The organism is Nannocystis punicea (assembly GCF_026965555.1).
GTDB lineage: Bacteria > Myxococcota_A > Polyangia > Nannocystales > Nannocystaceae > Nannocystis > Nannocystis punicea.
The window spans coordinates 5256716-5273823 of sequence record NZ_CP114040.1 but is presented as its reverse complement, the minus strand read 5'-3'; the positions used below and the strand labels follow the sequence as shown (position 1 = coordinate 5273823).

The following is a 17108-nucleotide window of genomic DNA, read 5'->3' as shown; positions in this document are numbered from 1 at the left end:
CGGTCACTCGCCGCTGGCGGCCTCGAAGGCGCGCATGAAGGTCTCGGCGTCGACGGCGCAGGCGCGCAGCAGCTGCGGGAGCAAGGCGTTGAGGCGGTCGCCGCCCTCCTTGGCCGGGACCTTGTCGGCGGCCCACATGCGGGCGATGGCGTCGACGATGCCGATCAGGACGTCGACGCGCACGCTGCTGCGCGGCGACACGGGCGGATAGGCCTGGCAGGTCTGCCCGGCGGCGGCGACGGCCTGATCGCGGAGGCCGGCGCGCACGAGCAGCGCGGGGGTGAAGATCCCGCAGTGATAGATGCTGAGCGACGAGCTCTCGTCGCTGTTGCCGCGCTCCTTGGCGGCGTCGGCGAGGGCGATGCAGCGGGTCCGGACCTCGTCGTAGCGGCCGGCGGCGAAGTGGACGTCGAGCTCGAGCGGATCGGCGAGGTTGCGATCGCGCAGCAGCTCGGCCTCCATCTCGGGGCAGCCGTACATGTCGACGAAGATCTCGACCTTGCCCTTGGGACATGGCACTTCGTACACGTCGACCATGTGCCCGCGGGCGTCGGGACCGAGGCTGCCGGCGCGCGCGTCGGCGGCGGCCGCGGCGTCGCCGTCGAACGGGTTGCCGCCGCCGGGGCAGCGGAACTCGCGGGCGACGTATTGATAGGAGTCGCGCGGGCCGCAGCGCGGGATCGGGGCCTCGGCGCTGCCGCTGCCGCCGCCGGTGCGGCTCTCGACGGTAGAATCGTCGAACAGCTTGTCCGCCGGCGCCCGGGCGCCGTCGGGCTGGCCGACGTCGCGCTTGCCGCCGCGGCCGTGGGCGCCGCAGGCGACGAGCGCGAAGAAGAGGACGAGCGAGCGCGGCGCGGTCATCGTCCTCTCCATGGTTACACGAGCAGCGCGCCGCGACCAGCCCCGCCGGCGAGCGAGCCGCCGGGCGGGGCCGGACGCCGCGCGGTCACTCGACCACGCGCACCTTGGTCGAAGCGCCGTGGCCGAACAGCTCGGGCATGTACATCGCCTCGGCGCGCACGGGCGGCAGCTCGAACTCGCCGATCGTGGTCGCGCGCGCGGTGTAGCTGTACGTGTAGACGCCCGCCGGCAGGTGGTCCGAGAACAGCAGCATGCGATCGTCGCGCATCTCGGTGTGGTCGAAGCGCCACCACGGACGCCACCACCACCAGCCGCCCGGCCCGCCGCCGAACAGCCCGACGTTGCTGTCGACCGACTGGTTCTCGACGCCGCCCTGCACGTCGCGCAGGGTGGTGGCGAACTTGGCGTTCTGGCCCTCGAAGCCGGCCGGCAGCGGGTCGTCGACGACGACGAAGTTGGCGCGATCCTTGGCGACCAGGGTGAGGTTGACCCGCACGAGCGCGCCGGCCTTGATCTGCCAGGTGCCGTCGTCGAGCTTCTTGACCGACTCGAGGTCGGGCTTGTCCCCGCCCTGCGCCAGCGGCTCGTAGCTGCGGTGCACGGTGAAGCCCTGCGACTCGGGCTTCATCGTCAGGTCCGCGGGCGCGTAGCGCAGGCCGAGCCGGTAGTAGAGGAGGCCCGGGCCGTCCTTGCTCAGCAGCAGCTCGTGCGGCTTCTGCTCGATCAGCTTCTTCATCGGGATCTGCTGCTCGACCACCGCCATGCTGCGGCCCTTGAAGGCGCGCTCGCCGGCGAACGCGCTGTCGAGCCAGACGCGCGCGACGTAGTCGGGCACGTCCTTCTCGATGGCGGTGAAGTAGCGGCCGGCCGCGAGCAGCGCCCAGGCGTTGGCGTGGGTCGTGCCCCACTGCCCGCCCTTCTGCGGATCGCGGTCGTCGAGGATCCCCGCCATCACCTTCGGCAGCAGCGGATCGCCCTCGGCCACCTCGAGCAGGGCCATCAGCGCGATGGCGTCGGTCTGCACGTCGGAGTGCATGAGCACCTGCAGGCCGTAGCCGTCGTCGCCCTCGCGCGCGCTCTCGGCGAAGTGCGCGGTCTTGGCGTTCTCGACCACCTTGGCCTTGAACTCGCGCAGCAGCGCGTCGCGCGAGCCGGTCATGCCGTAGCGGTGCGCGGTCGACAGCAGCAGCGCGTGGGCGTAGAGCGGCATCTCCTTGCGCTTGGCGTAGACGCGGTCGAACAGGTCGCTGCCGCGGCCGTCGCGGCTCATCAGCCACAGCGCGAAGGCCCGACTGGTGTGATCGTAGTAGCGACCCCACGGCGTGGATTCGCCGTTGCGGACGAAGTTGTCGAGGTAGTTCATCGCCCGATCGATCGCGCCGTCGTCGACCTTGAAGCCGGCCTTTTTGCCCTCGAGCCAGGCGAACGTCACCCACGCGGTCAGGTACGGCGAGCTGCGGGCCGCCTCGTCCCAGTAGCGGAAGCCGCCGTCCCAGTTCTGCCGCGACTGGATCCGCGCGACGCCCTCGGCGCCCAGCGCCTGCCGCTTGGCCAGGTCGCTGACGCTGGCGATCGGGAACTGCTCGAGCACCGGGCCGAGCACGAAGATCGGCAGCAGGCGGCTGGCCAGCTGCTCGGTGCACTCGTACTTGTAGCCGACGAGGAAGTCGACCGCGTCCTCGAGGCCCGTCAGCGCGGTCGAGCTCATGCTCAGCTCGAGCCCGCCGAACGCCGCGAGCGCGTCCTCCGGGATCTTGAGCTCGCGCGAGGTGCTGCCCTCCGTCACGCCGTAGTCGGCGAACGCCTGGCGGGTCGCCGGGTAGTGCACCGGCAGCGCCAGCTCGGTGGCGTCGCGGCCGCCGTTCGACAGCGCCGCGAACTGCACGCGCATGGTGCCGACGCGATCGACCGCCATCGGGAACCGGACCTCGCGCGACTCGCCGGCCGGGATCTCGACGCCCTGGGTCGGCTCGCCGGAGATGACGACGTTGGTGCCGCGCGTGCCGACGAGGATCGCCTGCGGCTCGCTGGTCTGGTTGTCGACCATCACCGAGGCCTCGAACTTGTCGCCGAAGTTGGCGAACCGCGGCAGGCTCGGCCGCAGCATGATCGGCTTGCGCACCTTGACGTTGGCCTCGCCCGAGCCGAAGCGGTCGGCCTGATCGGGGTCGACCGCGACCGCCATGACGCGGAAGCTGGTCAGGTTCTCCGGCATCGGGATCTCGACCGTCGCCTCGCCGCTGGCGTCGATCGCGACCTCGGCGTTGAAGTACGCGGTGGTCGCGAACAGCGAGCGCAGCGAGATCGGCTGGCTCATCGCCGCGCTGGCGTCGAGCGACATGGTCTGCGCCGTCGCCGTGCGCTGGGACTTCTTCCTCATCGGACCGCCGCTCTCCTCGGCCTCCTTGAGCTCGGCCCTCGGCATCATCGGCGCCGGCGCGGCCACGGCCTTGTCCGCCGCCGCCGCCGGCGCGCCGCCGTAGGCTCCGCCGCCGCCGCCCCGACCCTCGCCGCGGAGGCCGAGCCCCGTGTCGCCGTCGCCGTTGAGCATGAAGCCCGGGGCGTTCTGCGCCTCCTCCGTCGGAGGCGGCGCCGGCGGAGGGGGCGGCGGCTCGTCCTTCTTCGCCACCAGGAACTGGCGCATGTCGTAGAGGCTGACGCCCGGGTCGCGGTCGTGGTGGAAGAACGCCAGCGGGTCGGGGGTCTGGAAGCCCATCAGGCTGAGCACGCCCTCGTCGACCACCATCACCGCGACGGCGGCCTTCTGCGGCGCGCCGGCGGCGTCCTTGGCCTTGATCTTGAGCTTCAGCGTGTCTTTCGGCGCGACCTCGGTCCTGTCGGGCAGCACCTCGAGCGCGATCTTCTTGCGCGTCGCGGCGACCTTGAGGTCGACCTGGCCGACGGCGAAGGCCGGGCGGCCGAGGTCCTGTCCGGGCGGCGCGCCGGGCACGTCGACGCGCCCGCGCACCAGCAGCACCGAGGCGCGCACGTTCGGGATCTGGGCCTCGTCGATCGGCACCTCGAGGGTCGCCGCCCCGCCCTTCACCTCGATCGGGTAGTGCGAGACGATGCCCTCGCGGGCGATCACGACCAGGCCGCGCGCCTTGTCGAACGGCGAGCGCACCAGCACCGTCGCCTTGTCGCCCGGCTCGTAGGTGCGCTTGTCGGGCACCATGTCGACGCGGTGCTGGTCCTGCTGCCACACCACCGCGTCGTCGCCGTAGACGTAGAACGGGTGCTTCGACAGCGACTTGTTGCCCTTCGGGTCGGTGATCAGCGCGCGGATGTCGTAGCTGCCGGCCTTGTCGACCACGAGCTCGCAATTCACGGGCGCGTCGGCCGAGACCAGCGCGCAGCTGCCGACCTCGACGTCGACGGTGTCGTACTTGTACTGCCACGAACCGTTGTCTTGCACCGCGGCGCGCGAGGTCTCCTTGCGCACCAGCTTGACCTGCACATCGCGACCGGTGACGCGCTTGCCGTCGACGTCGACGACCACCGCCTCGAGGCGGGCGCGCTCGCCGGCGCGGTAGACCGAGCGATCGGCGCGCACGCCCGCGTACTCGCTCGCGGGGTGGACCACGTAGGTCGCACGGCCGGCGATCGACTGCCGGTTCTCGTCGGTGACGTTGGCCTCGAGCGTGTAAGTCGAGGCGCCGGGCGGCTCCTCCGACTTCGGCCCGGCCGCCGGCACCGGCGTCTTCTGGCCCCACGGCGTCTCGACCGCGGCGAGCAAGTGGCTCACCGCCAGCAGCCCGCGCGCGTCCGTCTGACCGCTGCCCTGGCGCACCAGCATGCCGCTGCCGTACGGCGTCGGGAAGCCGATGCCCTTGCCGCGGTAGAGGCCGCCGCCGTAGCCGCCCTCGCCGCCCCACATCCACCACTCCGAGCCGCCCTGGCCGAACGTGAACGACTCGTTCTCGCTGCCCGGCGGGCGGTACGGCGAGTCCTGGCGCCGCAGAGTGTAGGTCGCCTGGGCCCCGACCATGGGCGCGCCGTGGAAGTAGCTGGCGCGGATCTCCGCCTGCAGCGTGTCGCCGTACAGCAGCGGCGCCTCGGCCGGCCGCTCGACCTTGACCTCGAACTCGGGCGCGCGGAACTGCTGGACCTCGATCGCGTGGTAGAACGAGCGCTCGCTCGAGAACAGCCCCGCCGGCGAGCTGACCTGCAGGCTGTAGCTGCCGGTGTCGCCGTCGGCCGGGATCGGGATGTCGACGCTGAAGGTGCCGAACTGCCCGATCTTGAGCTCGCCCTTGGCGACCTCGTGGCCGCGCGGCCCGTTGACCGTGTAGTTCGCGGTCGTGCCCGCGCGCCACAGCTGGACCTTGCCCGCGGGGCCGCGCGTCTCCTCGCGGACGATGCCTTGCAGGTGCACCGTCTCGCCCGGCTTGTACGGCTGACGGTCGCTGTAGAAGAAGATCCGCGGCTCGTCCTCGCCGCCGCCGTTCATCCACACGCCCCACGAATTGTCGGCCGTCTGCTGCAGCGGGATGTAGGCCGCCTCGCCCTGATAGCGCGCGAGGATGTACGGCTGATCGTACATCGTGCCATGCTTCAGCTCCGCGAGCCCGTCCGGGCCCGACTTGCCCGACCACACCGGGCCGTCGAGCGCCATGTTGTGCAGCCCGAGCTCGACGCCGGGCAGCGGCTCGCCGGTCTCGATGTCGGTGACGAGGATGACGCCGCTGTCGCTGTCGAGCGCCGCGGTCACGCCGAGGCGGGTGATCTGGACCACCTGCGACAGCGACTGCCGGTAGTGCCAGCTGCCCTCGCCGAGCTCGTTCGAGCGCGCGCCCAGCAGCACGAACTTGCCGGCGCCGGCGCCGAGCGCCTTGGCGTCGAGCGCCAGCGTCGCCGCCTCGACCCGCGAGTCCTTGACGTCGAACAGCTTGTCCCACGTCGGCGACTGCAGCGGCTCGGGCCACAGGCCGTCGTAGCGCACGTGACGGTCCGTGAGGACCTTGCGGATCTCCGACGGATCGAACGACCGCGCGCGCACCTCGACCGAGGTCAGGCCGGTGGCCTTGGCCTCGAGCAGGCCGGAGTGGCTGGGCTCGAGCACGGCCGGATCGACCGGGCGGTCGGCCCACTGCAGCGAGGCGTCGAGCGCCGGCAGCGTGACAGTCTTGCGGTACGGCGCCTTCAGCTCCTGGCCGTGGATGTCCTTCAGGCCAGGATCGACCTCGATCGTGTAGGTGCCGAGGCCGCGGAACTTGCCGGCCAGGTGGATGCCGCCGGCGACGGTGACCTTGAGGTCGGGGACCTCGGGCGTGACCCGGACCTTCTTCTCCGCGTCCGGCGTCGACAGCAGCGAGTTCGAGGCGTTGATGTTGAGCCCCGCCGTCGGGTTGCATTCCCAGTAGTACTGCGACCCGCAGCGCGGGCCGGTCAGCGTCAACGGCGGATAGGTGCGGAGCTTCAGCTTGATCGCCTTGCTCGGGTTCGGGCCCTCGCCGTACACGCCGGCCGGGATCTCGAGCGTGTAGAGGGTGTTGGCCGTCAGCTCGGCCGCCGGCCGCAGCACGAGCACCCGCTCCGCCGGGCCCTGCTGCGCGTACGAGCGGAACGGCTCGGGCAGGCCGGCCCACTGCTCCGGCGCCACCGCGGTGACGCTCACCTGCCCGCCCCCGCCCTTCACGCGCAGGGCGGCCAGCAGCTTGTCGCGGTCGACGGACTGGTTGAAGCGCACCACCACGACGGTGTCGAGCGTGGCCGACTCGTACTCGTCGGGGAACTGCGACTCGACCTCGAGCGACGGCGTGGTGAACTGCCACTTCACCTCTTTGGTGAGCTTGGTCCCCAGCGTCGACGTCTCGCCCGCCACGACCTTGGCCGTGTAGGTGGTCGAGTACGGCATGCGGCCCTCGGGCTCGAACGCGATCATCTGCGTGCCGAGCCAGCGGAACTTGCCCTTCGGCAGCGGCTCGATGGTCAGCGGCGAGCGCTCGAGCTTGAGGTCGTCGATCGAGGCCAGCGGCACCATCGGCTGGTTGAACACCGCGGTGACCGAGCCGACCAGCCCGGGCGCCTTCTCGGTCGGGCTGGTGCGGAGGATCTTCAGCGGGCCCTCCTCGACCAGGTCCTGCGTCTGCTTGCTCGGGGGCGCGGGCGGCGGGAACGGCAGCTCGACCTTCTCGCTCACGCTCGGGGGCGGCTTGGGCCCGGTGGTCGGCGTCAACTCGCTGGCGATGTCGCTCGCCTCCGGCTCGATCGCCGGCACGCCCGCCCACAGGTCGAGCTTGGGCGTCTGCGCGGTCTCCGGCGTCGTGCCGGTCTCGGCGGCCGGGGGCGGAGTCTTGGGGGTGCAAGCCGGGAGGAAGAACATCGCGGCGAACAGGCCTGCCGGGGCCGTGCGCCGGATCTGTCGCTTGTTGGCGTGGTCACGCATGGAGCGCTCGATTCACAGTCGGGTGAAGGGGGGGAGCAAAAACGCCACGCAAACGCGGAGGCGGGGCCCATGCTTACACACGCGGTGACGGCGATCGAGTGCGCGGACGCGCGAGCGAAGTCGCGAGGCGATCTCCTGCAGAACGATGGTCCTCGGCGTGTGCGCTTGCCCAGGCCGGTTCAGGCTGCCACCCTCCGCGGCCATGAAACTCCGCGCGAGCCTTGGCCTATTCACCTCACTACTCTTCATTGCCGCGTGCGGTGACAGCGGCGGCGCCTCGACCGGCACCGGGGCGACGACCGACACCACCACCGGCGGTTCCACCGATCCCGGACCGACTTCCGGCCCGACCACCAGCACGACCATCACCTCGACCGCTTCGACCGGCGAGAGCATGGGCGAGACCACCGGCGTCGACACGACCACCACGACCACGGGCACCACCGCGACCGACTCCACCGATACGGCCGTGGCGACCGACACGGACGCGACCTCGACCTCGACCACCGGCGGCAGCGCCACCGAGGTCGACACCGACTCGACTGTCTCTTCGGACAGCACGACGGACACGCCGGTCGGCGAGCCGCTGGCGATCGAGCTCAAGGAGGTCGTCCTCTACGCCAATTGCCAGCCCATCGTCGAGCCCGACAACATCCTCGGCTGGTGGACCGTGGTCTACGACAATTCCCAGGGCCTCGAGACGTCCTCCGCCGCGCTGACGAAGGCGACGATCACCCTGTCGCCGAACGACATGCCGAGCGTCCACGACATCACCGTGATCCCGACCCAGAGCGGCCCGGTCGGGCCGGGTGAGACCCTCAATCAGGAGCAGATGAAACAGAAGGGTGCCCCCACCCCCGGGTGCGGCTTCTGCAATCAGCCCTACCGCCTCGACCTCACCTTCACCAGCGGCGGCGTCGACGTCCCCGTGGTCCATGAGGCCACCCTCGACTGCGTGTACTGACCCCGGTACGATCGCGGCATGATCCGCCTCGCGCCGCTGTGCTGGTTCGTGTGGACGATGGCCGCTTGCGGCGGCCCGGCTGCCACCACCGATGCGTCCACCACCGCGGCCGAGACCGGCGCCACCACCACTGGCACGACCACCACCGGCGACGCGACCTCGACCACCGACGCCCCGACCACCGACGCCCCGACCACCGACATGGAGCCCGACGGGCGCCTGCGGCTGCATCAGCTGCAGGCGCTCGGGACTCACAACAGCTATCACCTCTCGCCCGGCACTCTGGTCAAGGAGTGGGACTACACGCACCTGCCGCTCGACCAGCAGCTGGAGCAGCAGGGCGCTCGCAAGTTCGAGCTCGACATCTGGTTCCGCGGCGCCGGCGAGCCGATCGACGTCTATCACATCGACCTGCTCGACACGTCCTCGACCTGCGCGACGCTCGTCGACTGCTTGATGACCTTGAAGACATGGTCCGACGGACATCTCATGCATCACCCGCTGTACGTGATGCTCGAGGTCAAGAGCGCGTTCGATCCGGCCGGCGCGCAGGAGCTGCTCTCGACCCTCGAATCACAGATCCTGTCAATCTGGCCCGAGGACCGGTTGGTCTTGCCCGACGACGTCCAGGGCGGTGCCGCCAATCTGCGCGACGGCCTGGCCGCGGGCGGCTGGCCGGCGATCGACGACGCGCGCGGCAAGCTGCTGCTGGTCCTGCACGACGGCGGCAAGTGGCGCGACGCGTACACTGCGGGCGGCACCTCGACGGCGGGGCGCCTGCTGTTCCCCGACGCATTCGGCGACCTGACGCTGCCGTTCGCGGCCGTCCACTCGCTCAACGATCCGGTCGGCGACGCGGCGCGGATCGACGCGGCGGTGGCGGCCGGCCACATCGTGCGCACCCGCGCCGACGCGGACAACATCGAGCCCAGCGCCGGCGACACCTCGCGCGGCGCGGCGGCGCTGGCGAGCGGCGCCCATTTCATCAGCACCGACTATCCGCCGCCCAAGGGCGACAAGTACGACTACGTGTTCGTCATCCCCGACGGCACGCCATCGCGCTGCAACCCGCGCACGGCGCCGCCGGAGTGCACGCCGGCGGCGATCGAGGCGCTGTGACGCGCTACTGCATGACGCCGCAGATACCGACTGTCTCGTAGCCCGGCGTGGCGGCGCCTTCCTCGAACCACGGCACGCAGCTCAGCGTCGGGTCGTACTCGAGGCAGGAGTCCGGCGATTCGAGGTCGCACCACACCGAGCAGCAGTACGGGGTTTTGCAGCTCGGCAGGTTCTCGCCGTAGATGCACAGGTTGCCCGGATCGCAGCCCGACAGCGCGTAGCAGGAATCGCCGTACTTGCCGAGCTGGGGGAACACGCGCGGCATGCAGACGAAGTGCGGCGCGCCGAGAGCGGCCTCGTTGGGCACGCACGTCTCGCCGGCGCTGCAGTCTTGCAGCAGCGGGTCGCACTTGCTGAAGCACACCGGGACCGTCGGCTCGAACAGGAACGCGCAGCGGTCCTCGGGCTGCGGGCACTTGGGCGCGTCCATGCTGCCGGTGCAGTAGGCGACGCAGGTCGCCTTGCCGGTGTTCTCGAGGTCGAGGCAAAGCGAGCCCTTGGCGCAGTTGTCGATGCCGTCGCCGAACTTGCCCGGCACCACGCAGTCCTCGCCGGGGAGCGCCGGGTTGGTGTCGACCGGCACGCAGCGGGTGCCGTTGGGGAACGGCCCGCCGTCTTCGTTCCACGCGGTGCACTTCTGTTCGGCCGGGCAGTCCTGCATGAACAGGCTGCACTGGGCGCCGATACTCCCCATATCGGCGATCGCCATCGTCGTGGTCGGCGGCGTCTCCGAGGTCGAGGTGGTCGTCCCGGTCGGCGTGCCGGACGTCGTCTCGCTGTCGCCGCTCGTCGGCGCCGTGGTGGAGGTCGTGTCCACGCCCGCGGTCGTGCCCTTGGGCTCACGCGAACAGCCGACCGCCAGCGCGACGATTGCGGCGAAGGTGGACAGTTGGGCGGAGGTTCGGATCAGGCGTCCCACAACGCCAGCGTAGCGCAACTGCGGGCCTGCGACGTGTGCAACTGTCTGCGCAACGGGCCGCACGACGAAGCCGATCGCACGGTCGCCTCGCAGGCGACTGGGCGACCGGCTCCACCGGTGCAAGACGACCGTGTACTCAGGCGACGCGGTAACGTGTGCCGCGGGCCTTGCCGGTCCAGGTCACCTGGCCGGCCTCGATCAGGCGGTTGACCGCCGAGCGCACCTGCATGTTGGTGCCACCGACGCGGCGCTGGATCTCCCCGGCCCCGGCCGGACCGCCGATGGACTTGAGCACCTCGAACACGCTCTGGTCGAACGCCTCGCGGCCCGACGGCGTGCGGGTGTTCACCTCGGCAGCGGGCTCAGCCTTGGCGCCCTTGGCGGCCTTGGCCGGCGCCGCGGCCTCCTTGGCGGGCTTGCTCTCGGCGGGCGCTTTCGCCACCGGCTTGCGGCCGGGCCGCCCGGGGCGAAGCAGCTTGGCTCCCCCGCTCGCGGCTTCGCGGGCGGCGCCTTCGCCGTGCAAGAGCTCCTGGACAGTGATCGAGCTGAGGAGCTTGCCGAGCTCCCCTTTGGACAATTGATGCAATTCGCCGAGCGTCAGCTCGGAGTTCTGGCGCAGCAGATCCACGAGGATCTGGCGCTTACGGCCTTCGACCGCGGACACCAGGGACACGTCGTACTTGGACATGGCCTCTAGGCTAGCACAAGACTTTGGACACGATGGAATCTATTTGCACACTCACAGGCAATTTCATCCCACCTGACCTGCATCCTCAGTCCTCACATCGAGCGACGATACTCGCCGCCGACCTCGAACAACGCCCTGGAGATCTGTCCCAAACTGCAGACTCGTGCCGTCTCCATCAGCGCGGCGAAAGTGTTGCCACCCGACAACGCGACTTGCCGCAGCCGCTCGAGCGCCGCGGCTGCCGCCTCCGCGTGACGGGCCTGAAACGCCCGCAAACGGTCGATCTGAGCCGTCTTCTCGGCGTGGCTCGCGCGCGTCAGGTTGAGGCCGGCAGCCTCCTCGTCGCCCGACCGGTTGGGGTTGATGAAGGTGTTCACTCCGATGATCGGGAGATCGCCCGAATGTTTGCGCTGTTCATAGAGCAGGCTCTCGTCCTGGATCTTCCCTCGCTGGTATTGCCGCTCCATCGCCCCGAGCACCCCGCCGCGCTCGTCGAGTCGGAGGAATTCGGCGAGCACCGCCTCCTCCACCAGTTCGGTCAACTCGTCGACGATATAGCTGCCCTGCAGCATGTTCTCGGTCTTCGCCAGACCCTGCTCGCGGGTGATGATGAGCTGGATCGCCATCGCCCGCCGTACGCTCGCCTCGGTCGGCGTCGTGATCGCCTCGTCGTATGCGTTCGTGTGCAGACTATTGCAGTGATCGTAGTAGGCGAACAGCGCCTGCAGGGTCGTGCGGATGTCGTTGAAGTCGATCTCCATCGCGTGGAGCGAGCGGCCGGACGTCTGGATGTGATATTTCAGCTTCTGACTGCGCTCGTCGGCGCCGTAGAGATCGCGCATGGCGATTGCCCAGATCCTGCGCGCGACCCGGCCGATCACCGTGTACTCGCTGTCGAGGCCGTTCGAGAAGAAGAAGCTCAGGTTGGGCGCGAAGTCGTCGACGGCGAGGCCGCGGGCCCGGTAGTACTCGACGAACGTGAACCCGTTCGACAGCGTGAACGCCAGCTGCGTGATCGGGTTCGCCCCCGCCTCGGCGATGTGATAGCCGCTGATCGACACCGAGTAGTAGTTCCGCACCTTCTTCTGAATGAAGTACTCCTGGATGTCTCCCATCATCCGCAGGGCGAACTCGATCGAGAAGATGCAGGTGTTCTGCGCCTGGTCCTCCTTGAGGATGTCGGCCTGCACCGTGCCGCGCACGACCTGCAGCGTGCGATCGGCGATCGCCGCCCGCTCCCCCTCCGTGACCGCGCGCCCGAGCATTGCCTCCTCGCGCTCGACCTGCTGATCGATCGCGGTGTTCATGTAGAAGGCCAGCAGGATCGGCGCCGGTCCGTTGATCGTCATGCTGACCGACGTCGCCGCATCGCACAGATCGAAGCCGCGATACAGCAGCTTGGCGTCGTCGAGCGTGCAGATGCTGACACCGCTCTCGCCGATCTTGCCGAACACGTCCGGCCGCTCGTCGGGGTCCCAGCCGTACAGCGTCACCGAGTCGAACGCGGTCGACAGCCGCTTGGCCGGCTCGCCGCTCGACAGGAAGTGGAAGCGCTCGTTGGTGCGGGCCGGCCCGCCCTCGCCGGCGAACATCCGCTTCGGATCCTCGCCCTCGCGCTTGAACGGGAACACGCCGGCGGTGAACGGGAAGTAACCCGGCAGGTTCTCGAGCAACGCGAACCGCACCAGCGCCCCCGGCTCGTCGTCGCGCGGCACCGCCACGCGCGGCTGCGTCGTGCCCGACAGCGTCTGCACCTGGGTCGGGTAGCGGACCTGAGACTGCCGGATCTTCACCACGAACTCCGGCTCGCGATAGGCCGCGAACAGCTTCGGCAGCTCGTCGAGCGCCCGCCGCGTGTCGGAGTCGAGCTGCCCGCGCAGCTCCTCGCGCTTGCGCGCGAACGCCTGTGAATCGGCCTCGTCGGCGAGCAGCCGCTGCGCCGTCGTCAGCGCCCCGATCTCGCGCGCCAGCTGGACCTGCCGCTTGACCCGTGCCTTGTATCCGCGGACCTGTCGCACGATCTCCGCCAGGTAATGTTGCCGCTCCGACGGGATCAAATCGCTGATGTCCGAGACGACCGCGCGGAGCGCCGCCGCGATCGAGCACGTCCACGGCGCGTCCGGCCGCCGCTCGCTGAGCGCCTCGCACAGCGCCGCGTACAGCCCGTTGACGCCGCGATCGAAGAATCGACTGGCGACGGTGCCGAACACCGGCAGCTTGTCGTCGGGCACCGAATACGGGATCTCGCGGTTGCGCCGGACCTGCTTGCGGACGTCGCGGAGCGCGTCCTTGCTGCCCTTGTGCTCGAACTTGTTGACCGCGATGAATTGCGCCGCGTCGAGCATCTCGATCTTCTCGAGCTGACTCGGCGCCCCGTACTCGGCGGTCATCACGTAAAGGCAGAGGTCGGCGATTCGCGTGACCTCTGCGTCGCCCTGACCGATGCCCGACGTCTCGACGATCACCAGGTCGTAGCCGACGCGCTGCAGCAGCCGCACGATGTCGTCGGTCGCGCGCGACAGCTCGACCCCGGCCGCGCGGGTGGCCAGGCTGCGCATCATCACTCGTGGGTCGCGCAGCGCGTTCATGCGGATGCGATCGCCGAGCAGCGCGCCGCCGGTGCGCCGCCGCGTCGGGTCGACCGACACCACCGCGATCCGGCGCTCGGGGTGGTCTCGCAGCAGGCGTGCCAGCAGCTCGTCGGTCAGGGACGACTTGCCCGCGCCGCCGGTGCCGGTGATGCCGAGCACCGGCGCCCGCGGCCCGCCCGCATCGGCGCGCACGGCCGTCAGCAGCGGCTGCTCGCCGCCCGCCGCGACCGCCGCCTCGACCGCAGTCATCAGCCGCGCCAGCCGGCTCTTGTGTTCGGCCGCGGCCAGCGCTCCCGGCTCGCACAGCGCCGAGAGTTCGGCCTCCGGATCGGCGGGCGCGGTGGCGAAGTCGGCGCCCGCGAGGATCATGTCGATCATCCCCGTGAGCCCGTGGCGCCGCCCGTCCTCGGGGCTGAAGATGCGCTGCACTCCGTACGCGTGGAGCTCCTCGATCTCGCGCGGGACGATGACGCCGCCGCCGCCTCCCCATACGGTAATGTGCCCGGCCCCCTTCGCGCGCAGGAGGTCGACCATGTACTTGAAGTATTCGATGTGGCCGCCCTGGTAGGAGCTGACCGCGATCGCCTGCGCGTCCTCCTGGATCGCCGCGTCGACGACCTCCTCCGCGCCGCGGTTGTGGCCGAGATGGATCACCTCCGCGCCGCCCGCCTGCAGCACCCGGCGCATCACGCCGATCGCGGCGTCGTGGCCGTCGAACAGCGCTGCCGCCGTCACCACGCGGATCTTGTGGCGCGCGACGTAGCGCCCATTTTCACCGCCAACAACCGGGTTTACAGGGGTCTCTTGCTTTGGATCGACGCTGGGCATGGCTTCCGGGCGACCTCGGCGGTCAGCTTAGGCCCGACCTGAGGGGCCCGGGCGGGGTTTTTTTTGCTTGAGGTCGCGGCATGCCTCACAATCGCGCGAGGTATGACATCTGCACACAGAGGCGCCTTCACGACCACCCTACGGGTCGCGCTGCTCGGCGCCCTGCTCGTGCCCACGAACGCCGACGCCGCGGGCAGCGGCCGGCTCGGCTGGTCGAACGGCCCGCGCTGGCGCCTGCCCGCCGTCCGCCCGCCCGATTGCCCGAGCGGCTTCGCCGGCAACCGCGCTCTGGTACAGGTCGCAAGCGCCAGGTGCAAGGAGACAGGTCCTGAAGGACAGACGGCACCGCGTCCGGCCGCGAGCGCCTCGCGTCCGACCGCGCGGCCGGCTGCGCAGGCGCGCCCCGAGCCGACGCGCGCGCCATCGCCCGTGCGGACGCCCGCGCCGACCGGGCCCGACGCGACCGCGCTGATGGCGATGAACGCCGCGCGCTGTCACGACTACTTGCGCGAGCGCGAGGTCGAGTTCGTCGCCCTGGGCCGCGACGAGGCGCCCGAGGTCGCGATCCCCGTGCGCCTGCGCGGCCCGATCGCGGGCGTCGCCTTCACGATCCCGTGGAGCACGGATCTCGAGCGCGACGCCCATGCAATTTGGGACTGTCGCCTGGTCGCCGCTGTGGTGCCGCTGGCCGAGTGGCTGCACGCCCGGGGCGTCACCGAGGTGCAGTACTTTTCCGCCCTGCGGCGGGGCAAGATCGTGCAGCAGAAGCCGAAGAGTCAGCACAACCTCGGCCTCGCGCTCGATCTGTACGCCTTGCGACGTGGCGGTGACGCGGCCGCGACGGTCGAGGACCACTATCCGCGGAGGACCCTGCGGCGGTGCCCGGGGCCGCGAGAGACGGGGCCCGGCGCGGAGCCGCCGGTCGGGGCGCCGGCCTCGGAGCTCCTCCTCGGTCTGGTCTGCGTCGCCGCCGAGGGCGGGCTCGTACACACCCTGCTTACACCGGATCACGACCGGGCACACGCCAATCACCTGCACCTCGACCTCAAGGCCGGCCAGGACAGCCCGCCCGACCCGTTCATCAGCTTCCACGGCCTCTGAGTGGCGGCGCCGCCGCTCGCCCCCAGCGGCGGTGATTCGGCCGGATACGCGAAATTGAGCCTGAGATTCGCGCCGATGGTGGCGTGGCCACCAAGACGATACACTCCCGAGCCAGTCGACGAATGCCCCCGCTTCCGAAGAGCCGCCCCGTGAACGCCTCGCTGAGCAAGAGCGAGATGGCCGACAGCGCCGCTTCTTCGTCGACGCTGGAGGTCTCTTTCAACGAAGACGTCGGCCGCGTCATCAACGGCCGCTACGAGCTCTTCGGCGTCATCGGCGAGGGCGGCATGGGCGTCGTGTTCGAGGCCCACGACCACCGCGTCGATCGCAAGGTCGCGATCAAGCTGGTCCGCCGCGAGTGCCTCACCGACAACAAGTTCATCATCCGCTTCCGCCGCGAGCTCGAGGTCACCGCCCAGCTGCGCCACCCCTCCACCATCCGCGTGTTCGAGCACGGCGAGTGTGAGGACGGCCGGCCGTACATGGTGATGGAGCTGCTCACCGGCACCAGCCTGTGCGAGCGGCTCGAGCAGGGCAAGGTCCCGGAGCTGCAGGCGCTGCAGTTCGCCAAGCAGATCGCCGAGAGCCTCAGCGAGGCCCACGAGAACGGCATCTTCCACCGCGACCTCAAGCCCGACAACATCTTCATCGAGACCGTCGGCGTCAGCACCGTGGTCAAGGTCCTCGACTTCGGCATCGCCGGAGGCGTCGACGCCATGCGGCTCACCCGCGCCGGCGAGGTGTTCGGCACGCCGCAGTACATGTCCCCCGAGCAATGCAACGGGACGGACCTCGACCACCGCACCGACATCTATTCGCTGGGCTGCATCCTCTACGAGATGATCGAGGGCAAGCCGCCGTTCTCGGCCGAGAGTCCGATGGCGACCATGCTCAAGCACGTGCGCGCCAAGGTCCCGACCCCGCGCAACGGCTCGCAGTTCACCGCCAAGCTGCTCCAGCTGGCGCTCCGCAAGGACCGCACCAAGCGGATCCAGAGCGCGGGTCGCTTCGCCGAACTCATCGGTCAGGCGATCGGGGCCGTGCGCGCCGCCGAGGAGGGCCGCGTCGTCCACATCCCCGAGCTCAGCAACCAGCACACCGGGCCGTTCGCGGCCGTCGGCACGCCGCAGCGGGTCACGATGAACGGCGCCCTGCCGCCGCAGGAGTCGAACCGCAACCTGTTTATCGCCATCGGCGCCGGCGTCGTCGTGCTGCTTCTGGGGATCGCGCTGATCTTCCGCGGCGGCGACGAGCGCGCCGGTGGCGACCCGGCGCCGCCGGCGGAGGCCAAGGCGGCGCAACCGACCGGCTCCGAGGGCCTGCCGAAGAACCGCGCCACCATCAAGGCCAACCTCGAAGGCGCCAGCGTCCACGTCGACGGTCAGTTTCAGTGCAAGTCGCCGTGTGAGATCACCGTCCCCGTCGGCGACAACCGCTCGCACGAGATCCGGCTGACCTTGGACGGCTACATCGACGTGGTCCAAAATTGGCGCCCGCTCACCGTCACCGACAGCCTGCCGCCGTTCCCCGACCTCAAGCCCATCTCCCCCGTGCTCGAGGTCAAATCGCCGGGCAAGAAGCGCCCGGGCTAGGTGCGTGGCTCACGGCGCGTCGCGAAGCCGCCGTCTTGTGAGGCCCGGCCCTTGTCC

The 17108-nt window shown here is 70.2% G+C and carries 9 protein-coding genes; 4 read left to right on the top strand and 5 right to left on the bottom strand.

Annotation, left to right across the window (positions count from 1 at the left end; translation table 11 throughout):
- Positions 1-3 precede the first annotated feature (3 nt).
- Positions 4-861 carry a hypothetical protein gene (locus O0S08_RS20390; protein ID WP_269040869.1) on the bottom strand — a complete coding sequence of 286 codons (858 nt, stop codon included), beginning with the start codon at positions 859-861 and terminating at the stop codon, positions 4-6.
- Positions 862-946: 85 nt separating this feature from the next.
- Entirely contained in the window at positions 947-7249 is a 6303-nt protein-coding gene (locus O0S08_RS20385; protein ID WP_269040868.1) for an Ig-like domain-containing alpha-2-macroglobulin family protein, read from the bottom strand.
- Positions 7250-7451: 202 nt separating this feature from the next.
- Between O0S08_RS20385 and O0S08_RS20380 the strand changes: the two genes are divergently transcribed.
- Positions 7452-8213: a hypothetical protein gene (locus O0S08_RS20380; protein WP_269040867.1), complete on the top strand. Its 762-nt coding sequence runs from the start codon at positions 7452-7454 to the stop codon at positions 8211-8213.
- Positions 8214-8231: 18 nt separating this feature from the next.
- The gene (locus tag O0S08_RS20375) at positions 8232-9332 is read left to right on the top strand and encodes a Ca2+-dependent phosphoinositide-specific phospholipase C (RefSeq protein ID WP_269040866.1); all 1101 of its coding nucleotides are present in this window, start codon (positions 8232-8234) and stop codon (positions 9330-9332) included.
- A gap of 4 nt (positions 9333-9336) precedes the next feature.
- Here the strand turns inward: O0S08_RS20375 and O0S08_RS20370 are convergent, their stop codons facing one another.
- The 3 genes from O0S08_RS20370 to icmF all read right to left on the bottom strand — a co-directional run bounded on the left by O0S08_RS20370 (position 9337) and on the right by icmF (position 14268).
- Positions 9337-10251 carry a hypothetical protein gene (locus O0S08_RS20370; RefSeq protein ID WP_269040865.1) on the bottom strand — a complete coding sequence of 305 codons (915 nt, stop codon included), beginning with the start codon at positions 10249-10251 and terminating at the stop codon, positions 9337-9339.
- Positions 10252-10387: 136 nt separating this feature from the next.
- The gene (locus O0S08_RS20365; protein WP_269040864.1) at positions 10388-10939 is read right to left on the bottom strand and encodes a PIN domain-containing protein; all 552 of its coding nucleotides are present in this window, start codon (positions 10937-10939) and stop codon (positions 10388-10390) included.
- A gap of 92 nt (positions 10940-11031) precedes the next feature.
- A complete protein-coding gene (icmF, locus tag O0S08_RS20360) occupies positions 11032-14268 on the bottom strand; it encodes a fused isobutyryl-CoA mutase/GTPase IcmF (protein WP_269040863.1) in 3237 nt (1078 codons plus the stop codon).
- A gap of 192 nt (positions 14269-14460) precedes the next feature.
- Here icmF and O0S08_RS20355 point away from each other — a divergent pair, with 192 nt between their 5' ends.
- Together O0S08_RS20355 and O0S08_RS20350 are read left to right on the top strand one after the other, a co-directional pair.
- On the top strand, positions 14461-15459 hold the full coding sequence (locus O0S08_RS20355; RefSeq protein ID WP_269040862.1) for a hypothetical protein: 999 nt from the start codon (positions 14461-14463) through the stop codon (positions 15457-15459).
- Between the two features lie 149 nt (positions 15460-15608).
- A complete protein-coding gene (locus tag O0S08_RS20350) occupies positions 15609-17051 on the top strand; it encodes a serine/threonine-protein kinase (RefSeq protein WP_269040861.1) in 1443 nt (480 codons plus the stop codon).
- Positions 17052-17108 lie beyond the last annotated feature (57 nt).